The sequence below is a fragment of the Pseudomonas sp. TE12234 genome, from assembly GCF_054061835.1.
This window is the reverse complement of record NZ_JBSSEP010000024.1, coordinates 21,565-46,903: the sequence shown is the minus strand read 5'-3', so window position 1 is coordinate 46,903 and position 25,339 is coordinate 21,565. Positions and strand designations below refer to the sequence as shown.

The following is a 25,339-nucleotide window of genomic DNA, read 5'->3' as shown; positions in this document are numbered from 1 at the left end:
TGGCGGGAGTGTTTCGCTGTCGAGGAACAAGTCGTCAGCCTGCAATGGCGAGCTGAGAGCCAGCGCCATGACCAACGGCGAGCGAGGTGAGGAAGAACCCAGTGGCACGACGCTTCCTTGTTAGCGAGTGATGGCGCGCATGTTAAACGAGCTGTAAGACTTTTCCAGTCACGATGTCAGCATTTTCCGCGGCTTTGTTGGACTTCTTTGCACATGCGCCGCTAATTGACGCGGGGGCTGGCCGCCACTGGGCCGCTCCGTATAATGCCGACATCGCCACTGGTATGGATTAACGGATTGCATATGACTGAACAGCGCCCGATTGCGGTCCTGGGAGGCGGAAGTTTTGGTACCGCCGTGGCTAATCTGCTGGCTGAAAACGGTCATCAGGTCTTGCAGTGGATGCGTGACCCCGAGCAGGCCGAGGCCATCCGGGTCAATCGTGAGAACCCGCGTTACCTCAAAGGCATCAAGATCCTGCCCGGTGTGACACCGGTCACGGATCTGCAAGCCACCCTGGAGGCCTGCGACCTGTGTTTCGTCGCACTGCCATCCAGCGCGTTGCGCTCGGTGCTGGCCCCGCATGCCGAGCGTTTGCGCGGCAAGTTTCTGGTCAGCCTGACCAAAGGCATCGAAGCCCACACCTTCAAACTGATGAGCGAGATCCTTGAGGAAATCGCTCCGCAAGCACGCATCGGCGTGTTGTCCGGGCCGAACCTGGCCCGAGAAGTGGCCGAGCACGCACTGACCGCCACAGTGGTCGCCAGTGAAGACGAAGAGCTCTGTCAGCGGGTTCAGGCCGCGTTGCACGGTCGTACCTTTCGCGTCTACGCCAGCGCCGACCGTTTCGGTGTGGAGCTGGGCGGGGCGTTGAAAAACGTCTACGCGATCATCGCCGGCATGGCAGTGGCGCTGGGCATGGGGGAAAACACCAAGAGCATGCTGATCACCCGGGCATTGGCGGAAATGACCCGCTTCGCGGTGAATCAGGGCGCCAACCCGATGACCTTTCTGGGGCTGGCGGGCGTGGGTGATTTGATCGTCACCTGCTCGTCGCCGAAAAGCCGTAACTATCAGGTCGGTTTCGCCCTCGGCCAGGGTTTGAGCCTGGACGAGGCGGTCAATCGCCTGGGCGAAGTCGCAGAAGGCGTCAATACCCTGAAAGTGCTCAAGGCCAAGGCTCAGGAGGTCGGTGTGTATATGCCGCTGGTCGCCGGGCTGCATGCGATCCTGTTCGAAGGGCGCACGCTGGAGCAGGTAATCGAGCTGCTGATGCGCGCGGAGCCGAAGACGGACGTCGATTTCATTTCCACCAGCGGCTTCAACTGAGCCCTCTATGTAACAGGAACGGAGCGAGACATGAGCGATCAAAAAATAGAAGCCAAATACGAGTCCATCCTGCTGCGGGTACTGTGGATGATCGTGTTCTTGCTGGTCTGGCAAGTGGCGCAGTTCATCCTTGGCGCCGTGGTGCTGGTGCAGTTGATCTATCGTTTGATCTATGGCGCCCCGAGCGCCAGCCTGATGAATTTCGGCGACAGCCTGAGTCAGTTTCTGGCCCAGATCGGTCGTTTCGGCAGTTTTCACAGCGACCAGAAACCCTGGCCGTTCGCCGACTGGCCAACGCCGCGTACGCCGGAAGGTGAAGCGCCGCACGTCGTGGCGCCAGCTCCGCATCCGGCCCGAGATGAGGAACCCAAGCTATGAAACTCTGGGTATTGCGTCATGGTGAAGCTGAACCTCACGGTTCCAAACACCATGATTCGGAGCGGGCGTTGACCGCCCACGGTCGTGAAGAAGTACTGCGCAGCGCGGCGTTGTTGATCGGCCAGCCGCTCACCGCAATCTATGCCAGCCCCTACTTGCGAGCGCAGGAAACGGCGCAACTTGTACGAGACGCACTGGGTTTCGAACCGGAGATCCGTACTGTCGAATGGCTCACGCCGGAAACCGATCCGGACAAGGTGGCCGAGCAACTGGTGTCGGTGAGTAATGTCTTGCTGGTCAGTCACAACCCGCTGGTGGGGAACCTGCTGAGCTACCTGCAACATGGCGCCGGGCATCCGCCGGAGAAGGTCGGTACCGCCGGACTGGCCGAAATCAATGGCGATGAATTGCTGATCGGGTCGATGAAGCTCAAGGGCATCAAACACCCCTAACCGCGTTTAGCAGGAATGCGATCAAACGTTTTTCTGCGAAATAGTCAACCAAGCACTTGCTTGGTTGACTACGCTTGCTCCAGACCAAAATAAAGGAGCGAGTCGCATGTCTGCTGCTTTTCGTTTGCCTCTGGACGTTTTCTACGAGCGCGAGGCCCGTCATCCCCGCCAGCGCTTTCTGGTCCAGCCCGTGGGGGGCGGGGAGGTCGAAACGCTGACCTGGGCCGACGTCGGCCATCAGGCCCGATGCGCCGCCCACTGGCTGCGGGCGCGGGAATTGCCCCAGGGCAGTCACATCGCACTCATCTCGAAAAACTGTGCCCACTGGATCATTGCCGACCTGGCGATCTGGATGGCCGGGCATGTATCAGTGCCGCTGTACCCGAATCTGACTGCCAAGTCCGTGGCCCAGGTGCTGGCGCATTCGGAAGCGGCGCTGGCCTTCATTGGCAAACTCGACGATTGGCCGAGCATGTCCAGTGGAGTCAGCACGGATCTGCCGACCATCAGCCTGCCGCTGCATCCGCCGGGCAGATTCGATTTCAGTTGGGCCGAGCTGAAACGCAGTTCCCCCATCCAGGACGACCCCAAACCCGCCGCCGATCAACTGGCGACCATCATTTACACCTCCGGCACCACCGGGTTGCCCAAAGGCGTGATGCACAGTTTCGGCAACCTGGGGTTTGCCACGACCCATGGCACCCGATTGTTCGGCCTCAACGAGTCAGACCGACTGTTGTCCTATCTGCCGTTGTGCCATGTCGCCGAGCGGATGTTCGTCGAGCTGGCGTCGATCTATACCGGGCAGACGGTATTTTTTGCCGAAAGCCTCGACACGTTTCTGACCGATTTGCGCCGCGCCCGGCCGACCGCGTTGTTTGGCGTACCGCGGATCTGGACCAAGTTTCAGATGGGCGTCTACAGCAAGATCCCGGCAAAGCGTCTCGACTTCCTCCTTGGCCTGCCGATCATTGGCAAGCGGGTCGGGCACAAAGTCCTCGCCGGCCTGGGGCTGGACGCCTTGCGCGTGGCCCTCTCCGGCGCGGCGCCAGTGCCGCAGGCCTTGCTGTTGTGGTACCGCAAGCTCGGGCTGGATGTGCTGGAGGTCTATGGCATGACCGAGAACTGCGGTTATTCGCACATTGGCCTGCCGGGTCAGAACAAACCGGGGTGGATCGGCAAGCCCTGTCCGGAAGTCGAGGTGCGCATTGACGACTCGGGCGAGGTCCTGGTGCGTAGCGGTTCGACCATGCTCGGCTATTTCAAGGAGCCGCAGAAAACCGCCGACACCATTACCGAGGATGGCTTCCTGCGCACCGGCGACAAGGGCGAGCAAGACGCCGAAGGCAATCTGCGCCTGACCGGACGCCTGAAGGAAATCTTCAAGACCAGCAAAGGCAAGTACGTGGCCCCGGCTCCCATCGAAAATCGTTTGGCGGTGCATTCGCGGATTGAACAGGTGTGTGTGGTCGGCGATGGCTTGATTGCGCCACTGGGGCTGTGCGTGCTGTCGGCGGTCGGACAGCAGGATGCGGATGGTGCGGCGCGCGCCGGCCTTCACTCAAGCCTGGAAAAGTTGCTGGAGGAGGTCAATGGCGCCCTCGACAAGCACGAACGCTTGCGGCGTCTGGTGGTGGTCAAGGACAGCTGGGCGGTGGAAAACGGCTTCCTCACGCCGACCCTGAAAATCAAGCGTAACGTGATAGAAGCCACTTACGGTGAGCGTTTCGCGGAATGGAGCGAGCGCAGCGAGGCGGTGCTGTGGCAGGATTGAGTCACGAACAAAACCAACAAAGGAAAGTAGCGATGAGTTTGTGGCGCACCACTCCCAACATCGAGCAGTTGAATGCCATCCAGAAAAACACCATTGGCGAAGTGCTGGATATCCGCTTCGAAGCCTTTGACGACGAGTCGCTGACCGCGAGCATGGTCATCGACCATCGCACCCATCAGCCTTATGGTTTGCTGCACGGCGGCGCCTCTGTGGTGCTGGCCGAAACGGTTGGCTCCATGGCCAGTTACCTGTGTATCGACGCCAGCAAGTTCTATTGTGTGGGCCTGGAAATCAACGCCAACCATCTGCGTGGCCTGCGCAGCGGGCGGGTGACGGCGGTGGCCAAGCCGATTCACATCGGCCGCACGACCCATGTCTGGGACATTCGCCTGACCAGCGACGAGGGCAAGGCCAGTTGTGTATCGCGGTTGACCATGGCCGTGGTGCCGTTGGGACAAAATCCACCAGCGCGTTGATCCCTGTGTTGTGGCGAGGGAGCTTGCTCCCGTTGGATCGCGAAGCGGCCCCAATCACACTTGCCCGGGGCCTCCGCACATGACGGCTGCTGTGCAGCCGAACGCGAGCAAGCTCGCTCGCCACAGGTTCATGGGTTTGGCCGGACTGTCATCATTCCTGTCAGTTACGGTCATTGCTGCGGGGCGCAGTCTTGCGGACAATCGTGCTTTGGTTTCGTTGATGGATCGTCGGTATGTCGCAGCAGATATTTTTCGCCCACGCCAACGGGTTTCCTTCGGGGACCTATGGCAAGTTGTTCGCGGCGCTGGCGCCCGAGTATCAGGTGGCGCATCTGGAGCAGCATGCTCATGACCCGCGTTTCCCGGCAGACGACAATTGGTACAACCTGGTAGACGAACTGATCCATCACCTGGAGCAGCAACCGGAACCGGTCTGGGGCGTCGGTCATTCCTTTGGCGGCGTATTGCATCTGCACGCGGCGTTGCGCTGCCCTGAACTTTATCGCGGCGTGGTGATGCTCGACTCTCCGGTGCTGACCCGTACCGATCAGTGGGTGATCCGGGCCGCCAAGCGCTTTGGGTTCATCGACCGGCTAACCCCGGCCGGTCGCACCCTGGGACGGCGTGAAGAGTTCGCCGATCTGGAAAGCGCCCGTCACTATTTTGCCGGCAAGACCCTGTTTCGCGGCTTCGATCCGGACTGCTTCGACGCTTACCTGCAGCACGGTTTGTACAAGGTGGGCGACAAGCTGCGCCTGCGCTTCGATCCGGCCACGGAAATCAGCATTTACCGTGGCGTGCCCCACACCAGCCCTGGCCGACCACGGCAATTGAAAGTGCCTTTGGCGGTGGTTCGCGGGCGCAGCAGCCGGGTGGTGATGCGTCATCACGCCAGTTCGGTCGGGCGCCTGCCATTGGGCGAGTCCTTGACCATGCCCGGTGGCCACATGTTTCCTCTCGAACGTCCGCAAGACACCGCGATGTTGCTGAAAAAACTGTTCAGCCGCTGGGACGGTCGTCGCCAACAGGATTGCGCATGAGCCAGGTCGTTGAAGAAGTGCGCTTGAGCCTGCCGCACATCGAGCTGGCGGCGCACTTGTTTGGCCCGGAAGAGGGTTTGCCGGTGATTGCGCTGCATGGCTGGCTGGACAACGCCAACAGCTTCGCGCGCCTGGCGCCCAAGCTCAAAGGCTTGCGCATCATCGCCCTGGACATGGCCGGTCACGGACATTCCGGGCATCGCCCGACCGGTGCCGGTTATGCGATGTGGGACTACGCCCACGATGTCCTGCAAGTCGCCGAACAGCTTGGATTAAAGAGGTTTGCGCTGTTGGGACACTCCATGGGGGCCATCGCGTCTTTGATCATCGCCGGATCGTTGCCGGAGCGAGTGACTCATCTGGCGCTGATTGACGGCATCATTCCACCTACGGACAAAGCCGAAAATGCGGCCGAACGCATGGGCATGGCCCTGCAAGCGCAACTGGATCTGCGGGACAAGCGCAAACCGGTTTACGCCACTCTCGATCGGGCCATCGAGGCGCGAATGAAGGGGCTGGTGGCGGTCAGTCGCGAAGCCGCCGAACTGCTGGCCCAACGGGGCTTGATGCCAGTGCCGGGGGGGTACACCTGGCGCACGGATAACCGCCTCACGCTGCCATCGCCGCTTCGTCTTACCACTGAGCAGGCCATGGCCTTCGTGGATCGAATCAGTTGCCCGGCAAAACTGGTGGTTGCCGCCGATGGCATGCTCGCCAAACATCGTGAGCTGCTGGAGCGTCTACCCTTTAGCCGGGAACAGCTGCCAGGCGGCCATCATTTGCACCTGAATGACGAGTCCGGTGCCGATCTTGTCGCAGACTGTTTCAATCGGTTCTTCGCCGTTCCTTGACTTGCGCCGGGCAACTGTCGAGGCTGGGCGGGTTGAAATGGGAGACAACCATGATAGATCTCTACACCGCTGCGACCCCGAATGGCCACAAGGTCTCTATCGTGCTCGAGGAACTCGGCTTGCCCTACACGGTGCACGCGTTGAGTTTCGATAAAAAGGAACAGAAGTCCGCAGACTTCCTGAAGATCAACCCCAATGGCCGAATCCCGGCGATTGTCGATCGTACTAACGGTGATTTCACCGTGTTCGAATCCGGCGCGATCCTGATTTACCTCGCTGAAATGACTGGAAAGCTGTTGCCCGCCGACCCGAAAGGGCGTTCGGTGGTGATGCAGTGGCTGATGTTCCAGATGGGCGGCATCGGTCCGATGCAGGGGCAGGCCAATGTGTTTTTCCGCTACTTCCCGGAAAAGCTCCAGGGCGCCATCGACCGCTATCAGCATGAAACCCGCCGTCTCTATGAGGTACTTGATACGCGCCTGCAAGCCGTGGAGTTTCTCGCCGGCGAATACAGCATTGCCGACATCGCGACGTTCCCATGGGTGCGTGGCCACGAGTGGTCCGGTGTGTCGGTGGACGGTTTGTCAGCCTTGCAACGCTGGATGGCGACAATGGAAGCGCGCCCGGCGGTGCAACGCGGACTGCGTATTCCCGAACGCACCGATGACGCCAGTGTCGTCAAGGGCGCCCAGGCCATGCTGATCCGATGAGTGTATCGATGCGTTCCCTCAACCTGCTGACGCTGTGCTGTTTCAGTCCTCTGTTGTTTGCCGCCGATATTCCCGGCAGTCAGGACTTGCCGATTCTGCCGCGCATGACCGATGCGCAGATCGTCGACTATCGCCCCGCAGCCGAGCTCGAGCGGATTTATCCACTGGGTTCGATCCGCAAAATCAGCGGTCAGCTGCGCTTCGATGGGCAGGTCAGCGCCCGCGGCAATGCCACGTCGGTGACCTATGAGTTGCCGCCGGAGCATTCGGCGACAGAAGCCTTCACCGACGCCCGCGAAGCCTTGCAGAAGCAGGGCGCCCAACTGCTGTTCTGGTGCCAGGCCCGTGATTGCGGGGAGAGCAGCCTGTGGGCCAATGAAGTGTTCGGCAACGCCAAACTCTATGGCTCCGATAACGAGCAGGCGTATTTGCTGTTGCGGCTGGCGGCACCGAAGAACGATACGCTGGTGGCGCTCTACAGCATCACGCGTGGCAATCGCAAAGCTTACCTGCACGTCGAGCAGTTTGACGCCGCGGCTGCACTGGGGGATTTGCTGCCGACCTCCGCAACCCTGTTGCGCGAGCTCAAAAGCACTGGCGAACTCGATTTCCCCAAGCTGACCGACGCACCTGACGAGACCTGGCTGCGCTTGATCTCCCGTGGCCTGAATCTGGACACGACCCTGCGGATCGGTCTTTCCGGGCCGAAAGCCGAAGCCTGGCGTCAGGCGTTGATCGAGCAGGGCGTACGGGCGGCGCGGATGGAAGCCGGCCACGTCGAAGGCTCTGGCCTGCATATTGAACTGCTGCGTTAAGCTTGATCGGGTGAACGCGTTCGGCGCGTTCGCCTACTTTTTTGCGAACTGACTTTTCTTGAGATTTCGATGATCAATAACGACCGGCTGTTGGTGCAGATCCTGCTCCTGGTGCTGTTTGGCGCAAGTTTCTGGGTGATGGCGCCGTTTTGGTCGGCGTTGTTCTGGGGCGCGGTGCTGGCATTTGCCAGTTGGCCACTGATGCGTTTGCTGACGCGCTGGCTCAATGGCCGCGAGTCCCTGGCGGCAGCCATATTGACTGTCGGCTGGATGTTGCTGGTGGCGGTGCCGTTGGTGTGGCTGGGGTTCAACCTGGCGGACCACGTGCGTGATGCCGTGGCATTCATCAAGGACGTGCAGGTCGATGGCTTGCCTGAAGCCCCCGTCTGGCTCGGCAGTGTTCCCTTGGTGGGCATGCGACTGGTCGGAATCTGGAACAGTGTCGATCAGCAGGGGGCGGCGATGATGGTGTCGCTCAAACCCTACTTCGGTCAGGTCGGCAACTGGTTGTTGGCACGTAGCGCACAGATCGGCAGCGGCATTCTCGAACTGACCCTGAGCATTGTCTTCGTATTCTTTTTCTATCGGGACGGGCCGCGATTGGCGGCGTTTGTCCATGGCTTGCTCGAACGCCTGATCGGCAAACGGGCCGGGTACTACATCGAACTGGTGGCGGGCACGGTGCAGCGGGTGGTGAACGGGGTGATCGGCACCGCGGCTGCCCAGGCGGTTCTGGCGCTGATCGGGTTCCTGATTGCCGGCATACCGGGGGCCCTGGTGCTCGGGATCGTCACTTTCCTGCTCAGCCTGATTCCCATGGGACCGCCGCTGGTGTGGATTCCGGCCACTGCCTGGCTGGCCTGGAAAGGTGAGTACGGGATGGCGGTGTTCCTCGGGATCTGGGGCACATTCATCATCAGCGGCGTGGACAACGTGCTCAAGCCGTATCTGATCAGCCGAGGCGGTAATCTGCCGTTGGTGATCGTGTTGCTGGGCGTGTTCGGCGGGTTGATTGCCTTCGGCTTCATCGGCCTGTTCATTGGTCCGACGTTGCTCGCGGTGGCGTACAGCTTGCTGACCGACTGGAGCAAAAGCCATTCACGGGTCGATGATCGTCGCTGAATACGAGAGAGATCGCGGGGATAGAGAACACAGACTCGCGTTGGTCCATCGGACGGATGATGGGGACCGACAAACCAACGCCAGGCTGTAAAAGCGGCTCGGGCTTCCTTGCCCGAGTCGTAAGGCGGGGAATCAGAACTTGGCTTCGGCATCCAGTTGCAGGGTGTTGATGTCCGAATCTTTCTTGTTGATGTTGGCGTTGGTGTAGTCCGAGTTCGCCATGAAGTAAGTAGCACCGAGGGTGAAGTTCTTGTCCAGCTCGTAGCTTACTTTCAACTTGCTGCCGCGCGAGCCGGTGTAACCGTTGGCGAAGTCGGAGTCGGTGAAGGCGCCGACCACAGCGTTTTGCTGTACATCGCGGTAGTTGTAGTCGATAGCGAAGCCGTAGACCTTGGTCTTGACGCCGGCCAGCCAGCCAGTGTCCTGGTTGTTGCTGGCTTCGCTGTTGTTCACGTATTGGCCGTAAATCGACAGCGGCAGCGGCAGACCGCTCACGTCCAGCTGACCAAAGCCTTCGTACAGTTTGAATTCTTCGCCCGGGGTGTTGCCGTTGACGGCCAGTGCGCACGGTGCGGTGACTGTGCCACTGCCAGGGCAGGCACTGCTGTCAGCGTTGTCGTAGGCGTAGATACTGCCGCCCAGGGTTATTTTCAGATTATCGGTCAGTGCGAAGCGACCACCCAACTGGCCAGCGTACAGACGCAGGTCATGCTTGAACTGCACGCCCTCGCCGTCGACGTTGTCCTTTAGGGTGTAGTGACCGGCGCTGCCGAACAATTCGGTGCTGCCGCTCAGCGGGTATTTGTAAGTGACTGCCAGACCTTCCGGGTTGATATCGCTATCCCAGATGATGTCGCCCATGCTCACCCATGGCTGAGACATCTTGCCGCCGATCAGGTGCAGGTTCTTGATCGCATCCGGGTGGTAGTCGACGTAACCCTGATCCAGCCAGATCGCCTTCTTGTCGAAGTAGTTGTTCAGGTCCTGGTTGGTGGAACGCGCGTCATCGTTGCTGCCGGTGGCAATACGAATGCCGGTATCGACTTGCGGGTTGATTTCGCTGTAGGCACCCAGGCGGGCACGAATGCGCTGACGGTTCTGGTCCTTGCTGTTGGGTACGCCGTCGTTTTGAACGGTTTCCTGACGGAAGCGAACGTCACCCTTGAACTGGGTCTTGGCAGCCCACGCCAGTTTCTGGTCGAAGGTACTCAGCTCGTTGGTTTTCTTGGCAGTCGCCGCGATTTGTTCGTTGGTTTCCTGTTGGGCCTGGCGGGCGATCTGCTGATCCTTCTGATCCTTGGCCAGCTCGGCTTGCAGTTCGCTGTATTGCGCGTTGGTAATCGAACCGTTGGCCTTGAGCATGTCGAGCAGTTTGGCGTCAACTGCGGCGCTGGCAGGAACACTCATGGCCAGCAGCAAGCCACCGCACAGGGCTGCCGCAGTTTTCGTGGAAGCAAGACGCATATCAATCTCCGAAGATGAGAGTGGATGACATAGCCATCCAGGGCACAACCGACCATTGATGGACGGAAAACAGTGGCCGGGCTATAACCCGGCGCTCTAAAAACAGGCGCCAGTATCGCGACGGTTTATTACAGGGCGGTGGCAATGTGATGGCGTGTCGATGACGATGCAGAGTCGTCGCGAACTATTGAGTTAGAGCGCTGTCGTCGATTTGATCGTGTGCAAAAGATGGCGATAAGCGATACTCGCGAGGCTTTCACGCCATGAACGAGTGAGGATGGTGATGCCGTTGCAACGCCTGCAAAGTCTGTCCGAAATCGTCCCGCAAACGTGGGACGCCCTGGTGCCCGAGACTCAGCCGTTTCTGAGTCACGCATTCCTGAGCGCGCTGGAAGACAGTGGCAGTGTCGGCCCGCATACCGGCTGGCAACCCGAACATTTGCTGCATGTCGAAGGCGATCGACTGATCGCCGCATTACCCGGTTACCGCAAATGGCATTCCTACGGCGAGTACGTGTTCGATCATGCCTGGGCCGATGCCTGTGAGCGTGCCGGCATCGATTACTACCCCAAACTCTTGAGCGCCGTACCGTTCAGCCCGGTCAGCGGGCCACGCATGCTGGCGTCCAGCGTCGAGGACGGGTTCGAACTGCTGAAGAGCCTGCCGGGTTATCTGGAGATCGAAGGGCTCTCCAGCGCTCACATCAACTTCACCGATCCGTTCACTGACGCGGCACTGGCCGAACAGCCCGGCTGGTTGCAACGCATCGGCTGTCAGTACCACTGGCAGAACCGTGGTTATCGGGATTTCCAGGACTTTCTCGATGCCCTGAGTTCACGCAAGCGCAAGCAAATGCGCAAGGAGCGTGAACAAGTGGCGGGGCAGGGCTTTGAGTTCGAATGGCTCGAAGGTCGGCAACTGAGCGAAGCACAGTGGGATTTTGTCTATGCCTGCTACGCCAATACGTACGCGGTACGCCGGCAAAGACCCTATCTGACCCGGGAATTTTTCAGCCTGCTGGCCGAGCGGATGCCGCAATCGATCCGCGTGGTGCTGGCCAGGCAGGCCTCACGACCAGTCGCCATGGCGTTCAGTCTGGTGGGGGGCGACAGTTTCTACGGGCGTTATTGGGGCTGTCTGGCGGAGTTCGATCGGCTGCATTTCGAGACCTGTTTCTACCAGGGCATGGACTATGCGATTGCCAACGGTTTTCAACGCTTCGATGCCGGCGCTCAGGGCGAGCACAAGTTGATTCGCGGGTTTGAACCGGTGATTACCCATTCCTGGCATTACTTGCGCCATCCCGGGTTGAAAGCCGCGGTCAAAGACTTTCTGCACCAGGAGCGGCTGGGTGTGCTGGCGTATGCCGAAGAGGCGCGGACGGCCTTGCCCTATCGGCAGGAGTGATTTGAAGATTCAATCGATTCCGACAAACCCACCCGTCTGATGCTGCCACAGCCGCGCATACAAACCGCCCAGCGCCAACAGTTCAGCATGGCTGCCGGTTTCGGCAATCTTGCCATTCTCCAGCACCACCAACCGGTCCATGCGCGCGATGGTCGAGAGCCGGTGGGCGATGGCGATCACGGTTTTGCCCTGCATCAGGGTTTCCAGGCTTTCCTGGATCGCGGCTTCGACTTCCGAGTCCAGGGCTGAAGTGGCCTCGTCCATGATCAGGATTGGCGCGTCCTTGAGCAGCACGCGGGCGATGGCGATCCGCTGACGCTGACCGCCGGAGAGTTTCACCCCGCGCTCGCCGACATGGGCATCGAAACCGGTGCGACCCTCGGCGTCCGACAGGGTCGGAATGAAGCCATCGGCTCGCGCCTTGTGCACAGCCTCCCAAAGCTCGGCGTCGGTCGCGTCGGGCTTGCCGTAAAGCAGGTTCTCGCGGATCGAGCGATGCAGTAGGGATGTGTCCTGGGTGATCATGCCGATGCGCTCGCGCAGGCTTTCCTGGCTGACGTCGGCGATGTTCTGACCGTCGATCAGAATCCTACCGCCTTCGACATCGTAGAGGCGCAACAGCAGGTTGACCAAGGTCGATTTACCGGCACCGGACGGGCCTATGAGGCCGATTTTTTCGCCGGGTTTGATGCTCAGGTTAAGGCCGCCGATGATTCCGCTCTGCTTGCCGTAGTGGAAGTCGACGTTCTCGAACCGCACTTCGCCACGGGCAACGGTCAAGGGTTTGGCCTGATCGCGGTCGGTCACCGAGACGGGTTGCGAAATACTCTGCAAGCCGTCCTGAACCATGCCGATGTTTTCGAAGATGCCGGTGACCACCCACATGATCCAGCCGGACATGTTGACGATGCGGATCACCAGTCCCGTGGCCAGGGCGATGGCGCCCACGGTGATCAGCGATTGCGTCCACAGCCACAGCGCCAGGCCGGTGGTGCTGACGATCAGCAAGCCATTCATGCTGGTGATGACCACGTCCATGCTGGTCACGACGCGTCCCGCCAGCTGGGCTTTTTCAGTCTGTTCCTTGATCGCCTCGCGGGCGTATTGCTGCTCGAAATGGGTGTGGGCGAACAGCTTCAGGGTGGTGATGTTGGTGTAGCCGTCGACGATGCGCCCCATGAGTTTGGAGCGCGCATCGGAGGACACGACCGAACGCTCCTTGACCCGTGGCACAAAGTAGTAGAGGGCGCTGATGAAGGCGACGATCCAGCTCAGCAGCGGGATCATCAGGCGCCAGTCGGCTTCGGCGAACAGCACCAGGGAACTGATGGCGTAGATCAACACGTGCCACAACGCATCCACCGCCTGCACGGCCGAATCGCGCAGGGAGTTGCCGGTCTGCATGATGCGTTGGGCGATACGCCCGGCGAAGTCGTTCTGGAAGAAATTCAGGCTCTGTTTGAGCACGTAACTGTGGTTCTGCCAGCGGATCAGGCTGGTCATGCTGGGGCTCAGGGTCTGGTGCACCAGCAGGTCATGCAAGCCGACGAACACCGGGCGCAGGACCAGCGCCACCACGACCATCCAGGTCAGTTCGAGGCCGTGTTCCTTGAAAAAATTGACGTTCGGGGTGCCTTGGGCCAGGTCGATGATGCGGCTCAGGTAGCTGAACAGCGCGACTTCGATCAGCGCGCCAACCAGGCCGACGATCAGCAGGGCGGCGAAGCTCGGCCAGACCTGCTTGAGGTAATAGGTATAGAACGGCAGAACCCGATCCGGCGGAGCGGGCGTCGGGGCGTCGCGGAACACATCGATCAGTTTTTCAAAACGGCGATAAAGCATCGGTTCTTCACCCGCTAACGGGGTCTCCTTTAAACGGTATGAGCGTTGCCGGCATCGCCGGCAACGGCTCGGACATCCTTGTCCAGCTTAGTCTCAGTCGATGCGCTTGGCCGACTTGATGAACACCGGATCGGCCGGTACATCCTTCATGCCGCTACGGACGGTGGTTGGCGAGTTGACGATGATGTCCACCACGTCCATGCCTTTGACCACTTTGCCGAACACCGCATAACCATCGCCCTGGTCGAGGAAGTCGTTGTCCTTGACGTTGATGAAGAACTGGCTGGTGGCCGAATCCGGCACCGAGGTGCGGGCCATGGACAGGGTGCCACGCACGTTATGCAAGCCGTTTTTCGATTCGTTCTTGATCGGTGCCTTGGTGTCTTTTTGCTGCATTTGTTGAGTGAAACCGCCGCCCTGGACCATGAAACCCGGAATCACACGGTGGAAAATCGTGTTGTTGTAGAAACCGCTGTCGACGTAGTCCAGGAAGTTCTTGGTACTGATCGGGGCCTTGACCGGGTCCAGTTCGATCTCGATCTGGCCGTTGGTGGTTTCCAGCAGAACATGGGGCGCCTTGGCGGGCGTTGCGGCCATCAGGTTGGCGGCAAACAGAACGGAGCCAGCGACGAGGGCGATTTTTTTCAGCATGGGTCAGTGATCCTGAGGGTGGTGGTATCGACGGCGGCAAGAAACTCGAGCAGCGTCTGGTTGAAAAGTTCGGGTTGGTCCAGCGGGGTGGCGTGACGCGAATCGGCGATCACCACCAGCCGCGCATCGGGCAGCAGTTTTACGTAGTTTTCCTTCAGCGAGACCGGTGTGTAGTCATGGTCGGCGCTGACGATGAGGGTTGGACAGGATACCTTCGACAGTCGTTCCTGAACGCCCCATCCCACGATGGCATTGAAGCTGGCGAGATAAGCATGTTTGTCGTTTCTTGCCCAGCGTTCGGCCATTTTTTCTCGCAGATCCACCTGTCCGGGCTTGGGGAACAGTTTGCTGCCCAAGGCCTTGCCGATTGTCCCGAGACTGAGGATGTGCATCAGGCTCCAGCGTTTAAACCACTGCCAATAATCGTCGCGGCTGCGCAGTTTGACCTCGGGCGCGCTGTTGACGATGCACAGGCTTTTGAGCAATTGCGGCTGATCCACAGCCAATTGAAAGCCGATCATGCCCCCCATCGAAAGCCCCACATAGTGAGTCGGGCCGAGATTCAGGTGCTCGATCAACGCGATCAGGTCGGCGCTGAACCCGGCGATGCTGTAGCGCTCGCGGGGTTTATCCGAGCGACCGTGGCCGCGAACGTCCGGGACGATGACCCGGTAACGGGCAGCCAGCGCGGGGATCTGTTTTTCCCAGTCCAGGGTACTCGAACCCAGGCCGTGGACCAGCAGCAACGGCGTACCGTGGCCATATTCCTCATAGTGCAAGTTGCAACCATCGTGTTCGAAATAGGCCATGCATACACTCCGTGTCAGGCTTGTTCAGGCGCGGCGAAGGGGGCGTCCAGTGGTGCGGTATCGAAGGTGCGCAACAGTTCGATGAGAATCTGCGTCGCCGGGCCCAGGGGTTTGTCCTTGTTCGAATACAGGAAGAAGCTAGGGCTTCGGCTGCCGCCCTGATCCAAAGGTAGCAGCTTGAGCGTACCTTCCCTGAGTTCACGTTCGATCGTATGTCTGGGCAGCCAGGCGAAGCCCAGGCCACTGCTGACAAACGTGGCGGCGGTGGCCAGGCTGCCGACGGTCCAGCGCTGTTCGGCACCGAGCCAGCCGACGTCCCGGGGCTGTTGCCGACCGGAGTCGCGGATCACCACTTGCATATGGCTTTCCAGATCCTGGAAATTCAGCTCGCGATTGAGGCGATGCAGCGGGTGTTCGGGGTGGGCCACCGCGACGAATTCGACGTCGCTCAATTCCGTTCCCAAATAACCGGGAATGCTGAACCCGGTAATGGCCAGGTCGGCCACGCCTTCCAGCAGGACCTCCTCCACCCCCGACAGCACTTCCTCGCGCAAGCGCACACGGCACCCGCGGCTTTGCGGCATGAACGCGGTCAAGGCGCGGACCAGGCGGGCGCTCGGATACGCTGCGTCGACCACCAGCCGCACCTCGGCTTCCCAGCCTTGCTCCATGTGATGGGCCAGGTCTTCCAGTTGACTGGCTTGTTTCACCAATTGCCGGGAGCGGCGCAGCAGCACGCCACCGGCCTCGGTCAACACCGCCTTGCGGCCGTCGATGCGCAGCAGTGGCACGCCGAGCTGGTCCTGCATGCGCGCCACGGTATAGCTGACCGACGACTGCGAGCGATGCAGCGCCTCGGCGGCCTGGGCGAAGCCACCGTGATCGACGACGGCTTGCAGCGTTCGCCATTGATCAAGGGTCACGCGGGGCGCTTTCATGATGAGCTCCTCTTGTCCTAAGCTGGCAGCCCTTATTGGAGACTGCTGAATGAAAAAATTCTGTTGTGTGGTGTTGGCGATGCTGCCGCTGACTGCGTTTGCCTATCAGATCGATGTCGAAAAGCAGCTCAATGGCTTGAGCATCGACTACAACACCTATGACACCGATAGCGATATCGCCACCATTCAGGTGAACAACTACGGCAGCACCGATGCGACCTGTAAGGTGGTTTTCTACAACGGCCCGGAAGCGCCGCGCACCCGTAATATCGAAGTGGCCGCTGGCAAACACAAAACCGCGACGGCCAAGTTCAGCCGTTCCATCATCAAGATGCGTATCAAACTCACCTGCACCCCGAAATGACTGCACGAGCAAGCTTGCTCACGACAGCGTTGGGGGCAGTCGACAGCCCTTTTTTACTCGTCGCTATCGCGAGCAAGCCTGCCTCTACAACGCATGATCCGCTTATAAACGAATTTATCGATAGCTTATAGCAATTATTTGCGCTTTTTCATCGATATGACACTGTTTAACCTTCACTCCATCGACTTACAGCATTCTCAGATGGAGGCTACATCCCATGTCCCGCGTTCTGATCATCGAAAGCAGCGCACGTCAGCAAGACTCGGTTTCCCGTCAACTGACCCAAACCTTCATCAACCAGTGGAAAGCCGCTCACCCGAAGGACGAAATCACCGTTCGTGACCTGGCTGTCAACCCGGTGCCGCATCTGGACATCAACCTGCTGGGCGGCTGGATGAAACCCGCCGAACAGCGCAGCGACATCGAACAGGTTTCCCTGGAGCGCTCCAACCAGTTGACCGACGAACTGCTGGCCGCCGATGTCCTGGTGATGGCCGCGCCGATGTACAACTTCGCCATCCCGAGCACCCTCAAGGCCTGGCTTGACCACGTGCTGCGTGCCGGCGTGACGTTCAAGTACACCGAAACCGGTCCTCAAGGTTTGCTCAACGGCAAGCGCGCTTACGTGTTGACCGCTCGTGGCGGGATCTACGCCGGCAGCACCGCGGATCACCAGGAACCCTACCTGCGTCAGGTCATGGGCTTCATCGGCATCCACGACGTCACATTCATTCACGCTGAAGGCATGAACCTGGGCGGTGACTTCCAGGAGAAAGGCCTCAACCAGGCGAACGCCAGGCTTGCTCAAGTGGCCTGACCCGTTAATCGCCAGATAATCACTGGATGGTCTAGTGACCTGGCGCAACCCTTCAAGCCTGTACGCGCATCGAACCTCCCTTTGCACTTGTTGCTCCTGAGTGCTGTAGCCCGATTGAACGCTTTAGCGAGATCGGGCTTTTTTTTGCCTGGAATTTTGTATCGTTTGAGTGTTCGCGATCACCGGCAAAACCCGCTATCTTCGCCGCCATTCGAAACGAGGCGAGCATGGGCTATCTACTTTTTGTCACGCTGATCCAGGCGTTTTCCTTCAGTTTGATCGGCGAGTACCTGGCCGGTCATGTCGACAGTTACTTCGCGGTACTGGTGCGCGTGCTCCTGGCGGGACTGGTGTTTATTCCGCTGACGCGCTGGCGCTCAGTAGAGCCGGCGTTCATGCGCGGCATGTTGCTGATTGGTGCGCTGCAGTTTGGCGTGACCTACGTTTGCCTGTATCTGAGCTTCCGTGTGCTGACAGTGCCTGAAGTGCTGCTGTTCACGGTCCTTACGCCGCTGCATGTGACCCTGATCGAAGATGCGCTGAACCGCCGATTCAACCCATGGGCGTTGGTGGCTGCACTGGTGGCGGTGGCCGGAGCCGCGGTGATTCGCTACGACCGGATCAGCCCGGACTTCTTCATGGGGTTCCTGCTGCTGCAACTGGCCAACTTCACCTTTGCCGCCGGGCAGGTGCTTTACAGGCACCTGGTGGCACGCCACCCCAGCGATCTGCCGCACTACCGGCGCTTCGGTTACTTCTACCTGGGTGCACTGGCGGTGGTGTTGCCGGCGTTTCTGCTGTTCGGCAAACAGAACTTCTGGCCGCAAGCGCCGCTGCAATGGGGCGTGCTGCTATTCCTCGGACTGGTTTCCACCGCACTGGGCCTGTACTGGTGGAACAAGGGCGCCTGCCTGGTGAACGGCGGGACGCTGGCGGTGATGAACAACCTGCATGTGCCCGTGGGGCTGATGCTCAATCTGCTGATCTGGAATCAGCATGAGGACCTGGGGCGGTTGTTGCTGGGTGGGTCGGTGATTCTGATGGCGGTGTGGATCAGTCGGCTGGGCATGCGCAAACCTTTGACCGTCCACTAAACCTTGTGGGAGCGAGTTCGCTCCCACCGTTTTTTGTGGTGTCACATCACGTGTTTTTCCGCCTCGGGAATGTGGCTAGTGCCCAACACGGCCGGCAGCAACCCGGCGCGTAAATCCGTCCCGCTCGGTTGTTGATACAGATTCAGTCCGAACTCCGGCAACACCGCCAGCAGGTAGTCGAAAATATCCCCCTGAATCCGCTCGTAATCGGCCCAGGCCGTGGTGCGGGTGAAGCAATAGATTTCCAGTGGAATCCCCTGAGCGGTGGTCTGCATCTGGCGCACCATGCAGGTCATGTTCGGCTGGATCTCCGGGTGGCTCTTCAGGTACGCCAGGGCATAGGCCCGAAAGGTCCCGATGTTGGTCATCCGGCGACGGTTGGCCGACATCGCCGCGACATTGCCCTGGGCTTCGTTCCAGGCCTTGAGCTCGGCCTTCTTGCGACCCATGTAGTCGGTCAGCAGATGCACCTGGGACAGTTTCAGTTCTTCGTCATCGCGGATGAAGCGCACGCCACTGGCATCGATAAACAGGCTGCGCTTGATCCGCCGGCCCCCCGACTGCTGCATACCGCGCCAGTTCTTGAACGACTCGGACATCAGGCGCCAGGTCGGGATCGACACGATGGTTTTATCAAATCTCTGCACCTTGACCGTATGCAGCGTGATGTCCACCACATCGCCATCGGCGCCGACCTGCGGCATCTCGATCCAGTCGCCGACGCGCAGCATGTCGTTGCTGGTCAGCTGCACACTGGCGACGAATGACAGCAGGGTGTCCTTGTAGACCAACAGGATCACCGCCGACATTGCACCCAGACCCGACAGCAGCAACAGCGGCGAACGATCGATCAGCGTGGCGACGATGATGATTGCGCCAAACACGTACAAGACCATTTTCGTCAGTTGCACATAACCTTTGATCGAGCGGGTGCGGGCGTGCTCGGTGCGGGCATAGATGTCCAGCAGGGCATTGAGTAACGCTGCGATGGCCAGCAGCAGGAACAGGATGGTGAAGGCCAGTGCGACGTTGCCGAGGAAAACCATCGCCGTTTTGCTCAGATCCGGCACCAGGTGCAGGCCGAACTGGATCACCAGCGACGGGGTGATTTGCGCCAGGCGTTGAAACACTTTGTTGTGGCGAAAGTCGTTGATCCAGTGCAAGGCCGGCTGGCGACCGAGCATGCGGCTGGCATGCAGTATCAGATAGCGTGCCACTCGTCCGAGTATCAGGGCGATCACCAACAGCACTGCCAGCGCCAGACTGGAATGCAGGAGCGGATGCTGATCGAGAGTGCCCCAAAGGTCTTGGGCGTTGAGCCAGAGCTGTTTGATATCCATGGGTGAAACGATTCTTCTGTAGGACGCGACGGGGCGATTAAAGCATTTAAGACGCTTTGTATTACGCTCAGGGACAAATCAGGCAACAAAAAAGCCACTGTTTGCTGTCGTTTGCATAAAGAAACTCGGCCTGAGCGCTCGAAACCGGTACCCTATGCAGCTGTTTTTTTGCATATCTTCGAGGTAGCACCCGTGTTTTCCCAATTCGCCCTGCACGAACGCCTGCTCAAAGCCGTGGCCGAGCTGAAATTTGTCGAGCCAACGCCTGTGCAAGCAGCGGCCATTCCGCTGGCGCTCCAGGGGCGTGACCTGCGGGTGACAGCGCAAACCGGTAGCGGCAAGACCGCTGCATTCGTCTTGCCGATCCTCAACCGCCTGATCGGTCCGGCCAAGATCCGCGTCAGCATCAAGACCCTGATCCTGCTGCCGACCCGTGAGCTGGCTCAGCAGACCTTGAAAGAAGTCGAACGCTTCTCGCAGTTCACCTTCATCAAGTCCGGCCTGATCACCGGCGGTGAGGACTTCAAGGTCCAGGCCGCCATGCTGCGCAAGGTGCCGGACATCCTGATCGGTACGCCGGGCCGGATGATCGAGCAACTGAACGCGGGCAACCTCGACCTGAAAGAAGTCGAAGTGCTGGTGCTGGACGAAGCCGACCGCATGCTCGACATGGGCTTTGCCGACGACGTTCAGCGCCTGGTGGACGAGTGCACCAACCGTCAGCAGACCATGCTGTTCTCCGCCACTACCGGTGGTTCGGGCCTGCGCGAGATGGTCGCCAAGGTGCTGAACAACCCTGAGCACTTGCAGCTCAATGCGGTCAGCCAGCTGAACGAGACCACTCGTCAGCAAATCATCACTGCCGACCACAACCAGCACAAAGAACAGATCGTCAATTGGCTGCTGGCCAACGAGACCTACCAGAAGGCCATCGTGTTCACCAACACCCGGGCCATGGCCGACCGCATCTACGGTCGCCTGGTGGCTCAGGAGTACAAGGCGTTCGTGTTGCACGGCGAGAAAGACCAGAAGGATCGCAAACTGGCGATCGACCGCCTGAAGCAGGGCGGGGTGAAAATCCTCGTGGCGACCGACGTCGCCGCTCGCGGCCTGGACGTGGACGGCCTGGACCTGGTGATCAACTTCGACATGCCACGCAGCGGCGATGAGTACGTGCACCGCATCGGTCGCACCGGTCGCGCCGGCAACGATGGCCTGGCCATCTCGCTGATCTGCCACGGCGACTGGAACCTGATGTCGAGCATCGAGCGCTACCTCAAGCAGAGCTTCGAGCGTCGCACCATCAAGGAAGTCAAAGGCACCTACGGCGGACCGAAAAAGGTCAAGGCTTCGGGCAAAGCCGTTGGCGTGAAAAAGAAAAAGACCGACGCCAAGGGCGACAAGAAAAAAGCCGCGGCCAAGACCCCGACCAAGCGCAAGAGCGCCAACCGGCCGAAGAGCGACTCCCTGGTCAGCAAAGATGGCATGGCCCCGCTCAAGCGTCGCAAACCGGAAGCGCCGGCTGCTGAATAAAACGCCGTAGCGATCCCATAAAAAAACCGGACTCAGGTCCGGTTTTTTTATGCCTGCCAATAGTTGCTGCTATACGGACCTTTTGATCACTGGCTTGCAGGCGAAGTCGACCCCTTGACCCGTCACGCCGGGTGGGAGATCGCCAGCAAGCCGCCTGCCGTTTCAACCCTCAGTCTTTTTCTCCGCCGATCCCAGTTCCTTCAAGCGCTGGTCGATCAACTGGCACTTGTCCGGCAAATCCTTGGACGCAGTCCCAAGGTCCATCTTCTGCAACTCGGCATTGATCTCCTTGGCCTTGGTCGGGTTCTGCTCTGTGAGCCTGGCCACTTCCTGTGCCAGTTGTTCGCGTTTGGCGGTGGCCTCTTCGGGCGTGCAGGCCCAAGCGGGCAGGGCACAGGTCAAAGCGCCGGCGAGGGTGAGCTTGAGCAGTGTTTTCATGGTGGCAGGCCTCGGTTCCGGTTAAGGCGGGTTACCCGGTTGAGCGCTGCCCCATGGCAAAAGTTCAGTGACAGGCGATGGCCGCGCCTCTGTCGCTGGAGGTTAGTCTGCGTGGCAGCAGCTCGACTTCGCCCCTTCCGCGTACCGGTCGTGATGCCGCACCCATTCCATGATTTCCTCTTCATTCCTGCCCTTGGGTGTCAGATCGAGGTAGTTGTAGGCGCCGACCAGCATGTCCAGGCCTCGGGCGTAGGTGGAATAGGTGTGGAAAATTTCTCCGGCCTCATTGCGATAAAAAACACTGAGTCCCGGGAGTTCTTCCTCGGAACCGTCGGTTTTTTCGTAGTTGTACGTAGCCGTTCCGGCGGCGACCTCTTCGGCTCGGGCACTGACGCCAAAGTCATAATTAAAATCGCTGCCGGCCGAGGATACCCAGTCGAATTTCCAGCCCATGCGGCGCTTGAATGCCTGGAACTCGGCGAAGGGCGCATGGGAGACCGCCACCAGCGCGATGTCGTGGTGGGCCAGGTGCTGGTTGGCGCCGTCGATGTGATCGGAGAGAAACGAACAACCGGGGCAACCTTCGTCCCAGCCTTCGGCGAACATGAAGTGGTAAATGACCAACTGACTGCGCCCGCCGAACAAATCAGCCAGTTTCAATTCGCCGCCTGGTCCCTGGAAGCGATAGTCCTTGTCGACTTTCACCCAAGGCAGGGCGCGGCGTTCGGCGCTGAGTTTGTCCCGCTCCCTGGTGAAGGCTTTTTCGTGGGCCAGATGTTGTTTGCGGGCGACCAGCCATTCTTCCCGGGACACGACGGGATGATTCTGAATGTTCATGGGTTTTTCTCCTGCGCGATGCTTGGAGTTGACTGACACAGCTTAGTCGCTTGATCCCTGCCCAATTCGACATACCGCCGGTCGGTGCTGTTCGAAATCCCGGCTGAACGGCTGCCGTTCAGGCCGGTCACAACCTATGAAGGCCCTCTCACTCACGGGCACCGGAGGTTGAATCAGGATGACGACTTATAACTGGGATTTGATTGAGCGTTTGCTGCACGAGGTGCAAAACGGTGCAAGCAGTTTCACCCCGCGACCCTATGCCGAGCAGTACGCGGCGCAGAAGGCAGCGGAAGGCGAGCAGACTGAAAACCTGGATCACCTGAAAGCGGTGGCTGGCGAGTACGAAAAGTTGCTGCTGGAGCGTGGCTACATTGAGCCTCGGCCCGAGGATCAGGGCGGCAGCGGTTCCAATTACATTTTGACGCCCCGTGGCTCAAGCCTGTTGAGCCTGATCGACAGCAGCATTCCGGGCAATGACCATCCACGCCAGGTGCTGGATGAACAGGAAGATGCGCTGGTTGTCGAGACGTTTGATGCAGTGGCGGCGAAGGCGCAGATTGCCTGAAAACCACGATCGCAGCCTTTTGCAGGCGTTGCCCGAGGCTGCGATTCATTTACCGCTGTTACCCCTGTTTTAACGCCTTCAGGCATTTCAAATCGCTGAAATCCTTGCGCACGCCCTCCATTTTCTTCAGCAAGCGTTGACGTTGTTCCGGCGTGCTCTCTGCCATCAAATCCACAAATAGCGAACGCGCCTGGGCTTCGGTGTTGGCGAAGGCCTGGCGGTATTGTGGTGTCCACAAACTCTCGCGATTGACCAGAAGTGTCTCGATTTGTTGTGGGAATTGTGGGCTCTGACGTTGCGCCACGGCCTCACTGAACTGTTTCTGCCAATGGGCACGGTTGGCGATCCATTGCGTGTTCTGGTCACCCAGGCTGGTGGACCAGGCAACGACGCGCTGTTGCTGGGATGGATTGAGGGGGCCAAGCCAGTCTCGCAAGCGTTTTTCCATGCGCTCGCCGCGCTCCTTGATCTGCTGATCGAGGGACGGTTTCAAATATTGCTCCTGGTGTTTGCGCAGGTCCTTGGCGAAAGCTTCGTTCATTTCCGCGACCTGTTTGTCATTCAGGCCTTGCAGCAACTCGATGGCCGAGGGGGTGATCTCCCGTGCGGTCTCGGCGATTGCCTGTTTGGCCTCCTCCGTGCGGGCCTGCAGCGCCGCATCCGTGACTTGATTGGTTTCGACCATTGCCTGCAAGCGATCCAGCCAATCGAGGTAACCGGGTATCTGCGTGGAGCAATGCCAACTGAGGTGTTCCCTGAGGCGTTCGTTAAGCCAGCTTTTTTGCTCAATGTTCATGTCCAGATAGTCGCTGAGCGACCATGGAATGATGATGTCGAGATTTCGGTAAGCAAGGCCCATGCGACTGCACCCGCCAAGCGCGAGGGTGACGGTCAGCACAACCGCGATGCGTATTAACCAGCGCGACATGGACCCTTCCTTGCGAAAACCCGGCTTACCGGGCTGATACTCATGTGAACGCAGGTTGAGCCCGGCAGTTCAGCCGATCAATAGAAGCTGCGCTCTGCCTTCAGCGTGACCAGGCCGTCGCACTGGCTGTTGTGCCCGGAGTAGGCTGAGCAATTGCTGCCGCTGAGGCTGGAGTCGCTATAGATCAGATCAAGGTCGATGCCCATGAACGGACGGGACAGTTTCAGCGACCAATCGGTGAAACTGCCCACATAGCCACCGTCCACCGCGACCGGAGTATTCAACTGATGGGTGGTGTATTTGAGGCTGACCCCGATGCCGAAGGGTTGATTGCCGCCCAGGTCGGCGAACAGGGTGCCGTTCTGTTTGTCCGGGTCGTTGCTGAATGCTGCACCGAAACGGCTGCCGAGCAGGGTCAGGCCACCGAACAGTTCGTGGCTGTCGAGTGTGTCCACTTCGGGGTAACTGTAATGAATGAGACCCACTTCATAGCCGAGGGTTTGGTCAAAGGGGTGTTTAAACCCTGCGTAGGAATCGACTTCGAGATTTTTCCCGGGGCTTATTCCCATGCTTGGCGACCACTGCCCCACATAGAAGCCGCTGTCGTGAGTCAGGTCCAGGCCGCCGTGGAACGAGCCGACGGCCGATGGTTTCACCAGACCCTGAGCCATGCTGCGAGTCGGGTTGGTGCCCAGCTCGAGGTCGAAATCACCCAGCTCGCGCTGAAAGATTTGCGCGTGTGCCAGCGAGCAGACCAGGAGGCTGCCGAGCAGTAACAAAGGACGGGAGGTTTTGAGCATGCGTCACTCCATGAGCAGCGAGCACAGGCTGATGGCCTGCTGAAACGCTTGATCCAGACGCGTGCAAGGATACCGGCGAATGATTGGCGTCGATGGCCGTTCGTCGATTTATACGAGATCAGTGGTAGCAAGGAGGGTGTTTCAGGGTTCCAGTCCAAGCGCTTCGAAGCTCAAAGCGCTTGTGGACCAGGTGACGCAGAGGGTTTTACTTTTTGCCCAAGGTGATCTGCTTGGACGGGCCGAACGTCTGGCCGCTGACGCCTTTGGCAATTTGCTGGATTTCACCACCGGACTTGAGGAACGCAGCAATCTGGTTGTTGATTGATTCGCTGGTTTCGACGGCTGGAGCTGGCTTTGCTTTGCTGTTGGATGCTTTTACGCGCATGGCGGCCATTAACCTGTAGAAAATTAACTTGGCCAGGCATCGTACAGGAAATGCCGGCTAATTGCTTGGTAAATATCCCTTGAAGGACCGCGGGCAAGAGCGAGGTCAAGCGCAAGTTATTATCTTGATTAATCCCCTAAGCTACTGTTTTAACTAAAGACAAGGGCGAAAAAATG

General features: G+C 59.4%; 26 protein-coding genes and 1 pseudogene. 16 read left to right on the top strand and 11 right to left on the bottom strand.

Annotated features, from left to right (window positions below):
• Positions 1-303: 303 nt before the first annotated feature.
• The 10 genes from ACVWYU_RS27455 (at position 304) to ACVWYU_RS27410 (ending at position 8,947) form a co-directional block, all read left to right on the top strand.
• Positions 304-1,329 carry an NAD(P)H-dependent glycerol-3-phosphate dehydrogenase gene (locus tag ACVWYU_RS27455; RefSeq protein ID WP_247257904.1) on the top strand — a complete coding sequence of 342 codons (1,026 nt, stop codon included), beginning with the start codon at positions 304-306 and terminating at the stop codon, positions 1,327-1,329.
• A gap of 30 nt (positions 1,330-1,359) precedes the next feature.
• On the top strand, positions 1,360-1,707 hold the full coding sequence (locus ACVWYU_RS27450) for a DUF4389 domain-containing protein (RefSeq protein WP_090324485.1): 348 nt from the start codon (positions 1,360-1,362) through the stop codon (positions 1,705-1,707).
• Complete coding sequence (gene sixA / locus ACVWYU_RS27445) at positions 1,704-2,159, top strand: phosphohistidine phosphatase SixA (RefSeq protein WP_247257905.1); 456 nt, start codon at positions 1,704-1,706, stop codon at positions 2,157-2,159. Before ACVWYU_RS27450 ends, sixA begins: the two co-directional genes overlap by 4 nt.
• Positions 2,160-2,265: 106 nt before the next feature.
• Entirely contained in the window at positions 2,266-3,933 is a 1,668-nt protein-coding gene (locus ACVWYU_RS27440; RefSeq protein ID WP_457374177.1) for an AMP-binding protein, read from the top strand.
• Positions 3,934-3,965: 32 nt separating this feature from the next.
• Complete coding sequence (locus ACVWYU_RS27435) at positions 3,966-4,409, top strand: hotdog fold thioesterase (protein WP_090324480.1); 444 nt, start codon at positions 3,966-3,968, stop codon at positions 4,407-4,409.
• 233 nt (positions 4,410-4,642) lie between these two features.
• Positions 4,643-5,449, top strand: a complete 807-nt coding sequence (locus tag ACVWYU_RS27430) for an alpha/beta fold hydrolase (protein WP_390957064.1) — start codon at positions 4,643-4,645, stop codon at positions 5,447-5,449.
• Positions 5,446-6,300, top strand: a complete 855-nt coding sequence (locus ACVWYU_RS27425; protein ID WP_090324477.1) for an alpha/beta hydrolase — start codon at positions 5,446-5,448, stop codon at positions 6,298-6,300. The genes ACVWYU_RS27430 and ACVWYU_RS27425 overlap by 4 nt, the downstream gene beginning before the upstream one ends.
• Positions 6,301-6,350: 50 nt before the next feature.
• Entirely contained in the window at positions 6,351-7,010 is a 660-nt protein-coding gene (locus ACVWYU_RS27420) for a glutathione S-transferase family protein (RefSeq protein ID WP_090324475.1), read from the top strand.
• An 8-nt stretch (positions 7,011-7,018) separates the two neighbouring features.
• Positions 7,019-7,825: a DUF4892 domain-containing protein gene (locus tag ACVWYU_RS27415; protein ID WP_457374176.1), complete on the top strand. Its 807-nt coding sequence runs from the start codon at positions 7,019-7,021 to the stop codon at positions 7,823-7,825.
• Between the two features lie 69 nt (positions 7,826-7,894).
• Positions 7,895-8,947 (top strand): AI-2E family transporter, encoded by a 1,053-nt coding sequence (locus ACVWYU_RS27410; RefSeq protein WP_090324472.1) that lies wholly within the window; start codon positions 7,895-7,897, stop codon positions 8,945-8,947.
• 132 nt (positions 8,948-9,079) lie between these two features.
• Here the strand turns inward: ACVWYU_RS27410 and ACVWYU_RS27405 are convergent, their stop codons facing one another.
• Positions 9,080-10,411 (bottom strand): putative porin, encoded by a 1,332-nt coding sequence (locus ACVWYU_RS27405; RefSeq protein ID WP_457374175.1) that lies wholly within the window; start codon positions 10,409-10,411, stop codon positions 9,080-9,082.
• A gap of 283 nt (positions 10,412-10,694) precedes the next feature.
• Here ACVWYU_RS27405 and ACVWYU_RS27400 point away from each other — a divergent pair, with 283 nt between their 5' ends.
• Positions 10,695-11,819, top strand: coding sequence for a GNAT family N-acetyltransferase (locus ACVWYU_RS27400; protein ID WP_457374174.1), 1,125 nt, complete (start codon positions 10,695-10,697; stop codon positions 11,817-11,819).
• A 9-nt stretch (positions 11,820-11,828) separates the two neighbouring features.
• Here the strand turns inward: ACVWYU_RS27400 and ACVWYU_RS27395 are convergent, their stop codons facing one another.
• The 4 genes and pseudogenes from ACVWYU_RS27395 to ACVWYU_RS27380 all read right to left on the bottom strand — a co-directional run bounded on the left by ACVWYU_RS27395 (position 11,829) and on the right by ACVWYU_RS27380 (position 16,059).
• Entirely contained in the window at positions 11,829-13,661 is a 1,833-nt protein-coding gene (locus tag ACVWYU_RS27395; RefSeq protein ID WP_247257911.1) for an ABC transporter ATP-binding protein, read from the bottom strand.
• Positions 13,662-13,754: 93 nt separating this feature from the next.
• Positions 13,755-14,312, bottom strand: a complete 558-nt coding sequence (locus ACVWYU_RS27390; protein ID WP_090324466.1) for a peptidylprolyl isomerase — start codon at positions 14,310-14,312, stop codon at positions 13,755-13,757.
• Between the two features lie 3 nt (positions 14,313-14,315).
• Positions 14,316-15,121, bottom strand: a pseudogene (locus ACVWYU_RS27385) (alpha/beta fold hydrolase).
• Positions 15,122-15,135: 14 nt separating this feature from the next.
• On the bottom strand, positions 15,136-16,059 hold the full coding sequence (locus tag ACVWYU_RS27380) for a LysR family transcriptional regulator (protein ID WP_090324462.1): 924 nt from the start codon (positions 16,057-16,059) through the stop codon (positions 15,136-15,138).
• 49 nt (positions 16,060-16,108) lie between these two features.
• Here ACVWYU_RS27380 and ACVWYU_RS27375 point away from each other — a divergent pair, with 49 nt between their 5' ends.
• The 3 genes from ACVWYU_RS27375 to ACVWYU_RS27365 all read left to right on the top strand — a co-directional run bounded on the left by ACVWYU_RS27375 (position 16,109) and on the right by ACVWYU_RS27365 (position 18,334).
• Positions 16,109-16,423 (top strand): 3-phosphoglycerate kinase, encoded by a 315-nt coding sequence (locus ACVWYU_RS27375; protein ID WP_090324461.1) that lies wholly within the window; start codon positions 16,109-16,111, stop codon positions 16,421-16,423.
• 217 nt (positions 16,424-16,640) lie between these two features.
• Positions 16,641-17,240, top strand: coding sequence for an FMN-dependent NADH-azoreductase (locus tag ACVWYU_RS27370; RefSeq protein WP_457374173.1), 600 nt, complete (start codon positions 16,641-16,643; stop codon positions 17,238-17,240).
• 227 nt (positions 17,241-17,467) lie between these two features.
• A complete protein-coding gene (locus tag ACVWYU_RS27365; RefSeq protein WP_457374172.1) occupies positions 17,468-18,334 on the top strand; it encodes a carboxylate/amino acid/amine transporter in 867 nt (288 codons plus the stop codon).
• Positions 18,335-18,375: 41 nt separating this feature from the next.
• Here the strand turns inward: ACVWYU_RS27365 and ACVWYU_RS27360 are convergent, their stop codons facing one another.
• A complete protein-coding gene (locus ACVWYU_RS27360; RefSeq protein ID WP_457374171.1) occupies positions 18,376-19,674 on the bottom strand; it encodes a mechanosensitive ion channel family protein in 1,299 nt (432 codons plus the stop codon).
• Between the two features lie 192 nt (positions 19,675-19,866).
• Between ACVWYU_RS27360 and ACVWYU_RS27355 the strand changes: the two genes are divergently transcribed.
• Complete coding sequence (locus tag ACVWYU_RS27355) at positions 19,867-21,207, top strand: DEAD/DEAH box helicase (protein WP_103404941.1); 1,341 nt, start codon at positions 19,867-19,869, stop codon at positions 21,205-21,207.
• Positions 21,208-21,369: 162 nt separating this feature from the next.
• Here the strand turns inward: ACVWYU_RS27355 and ACVWYU_RS27350 are convergent, their stop codons facing one another.
• Together ACVWYU_RS27350 and ACVWYU_RS27345 are read right to left on the bottom strand one after the other, a co-directional pair.
• Positions 21,370-21,645, bottom strand: a complete 276-nt coding sequence (locus tag ACVWYU_RS27350) for a hypothetical protein (RefSeq protein WP_090324425.1) — start codon at positions 21,643-21,645, stop codon at positions 21,370-21,372.
• 102 nt (positions 21,646-21,747) lie between these two features.
• A complete protein-coding gene (locus ACVWYU_RS27345) occupies positions 21,748-22,482 on the bottom strand; it encodes a DUF899 domain-containing protein (protein WP_090324423.1) in 735 nt (244 codons plus the stop codon).
• Positions 22,483-22,660: 178 nt separating this feature from the next.
• Here ACVWYU_RS27345 and ACVWYU_RS27340 point away from each other — a divergent pair, with 178 nt between their 5' ends.
• Entirely contained in the window at positions 22,661-23,050 is a 390-nt protein-coding gene (locus ACVWYU_RS27340) for a transcriptional regulator (RefSeq protein ID WP_457374170.1), read from the top strand.
• Positions 23,051-23,108: 58 nt separating this feature from the next.
• Here ACVWYU_RS27340 and ACVWYU_RS27335 read toward each other — a convergent pair whose 3' ends face one another.
• The 3 genes from ACVWYU_RS27335 to ACVWYU_RS27325 all read right to left on the bottom strand — a co-directional run bounded on the left by ACVWYU_RS27335 (position 23,109) and on the right by ACVWYU_RS27325 (position 25,172).
• Positions 23,109-23,978: a DUF6279 family lipoprotein gene (locus ACVWYU_RS27335; protein WP_457374169.1), complete on the bottom strand. Its 870-nt coding sequence runs from the start codon at positions 23,976-23,978 to the stop codon at positions 23,109-23,111.
• A gap of 77 nt (positions 23,979-24,055) precedes the next feature.
• Positions 24,056-24,778 carry a TorF family putative porin gene (locus ACVWYU_RS27330; protein WP_457374168.1) on the bottom strand — a complete coding sequence of 241 codons (723 nt, stop codon included), beginning with the start codon at positions 24,776-24,778 and terminating at the stop codon, positions 24,056-24,058.
• Positions 24,779-24,983: 205 nt separating this feature from the next.
• A complete protein-coding gene (locus ACVWYU_RS27325; protein ID WP_017337097.1) occupies positions 24,984-25,172 on the bottom strand; it encodes a hypothetical protein in 189 nt (62 codons plus the stop codon).
• Between the last annotated feature and the right edge of the window lie 167 nt (positions 25,173-25,339).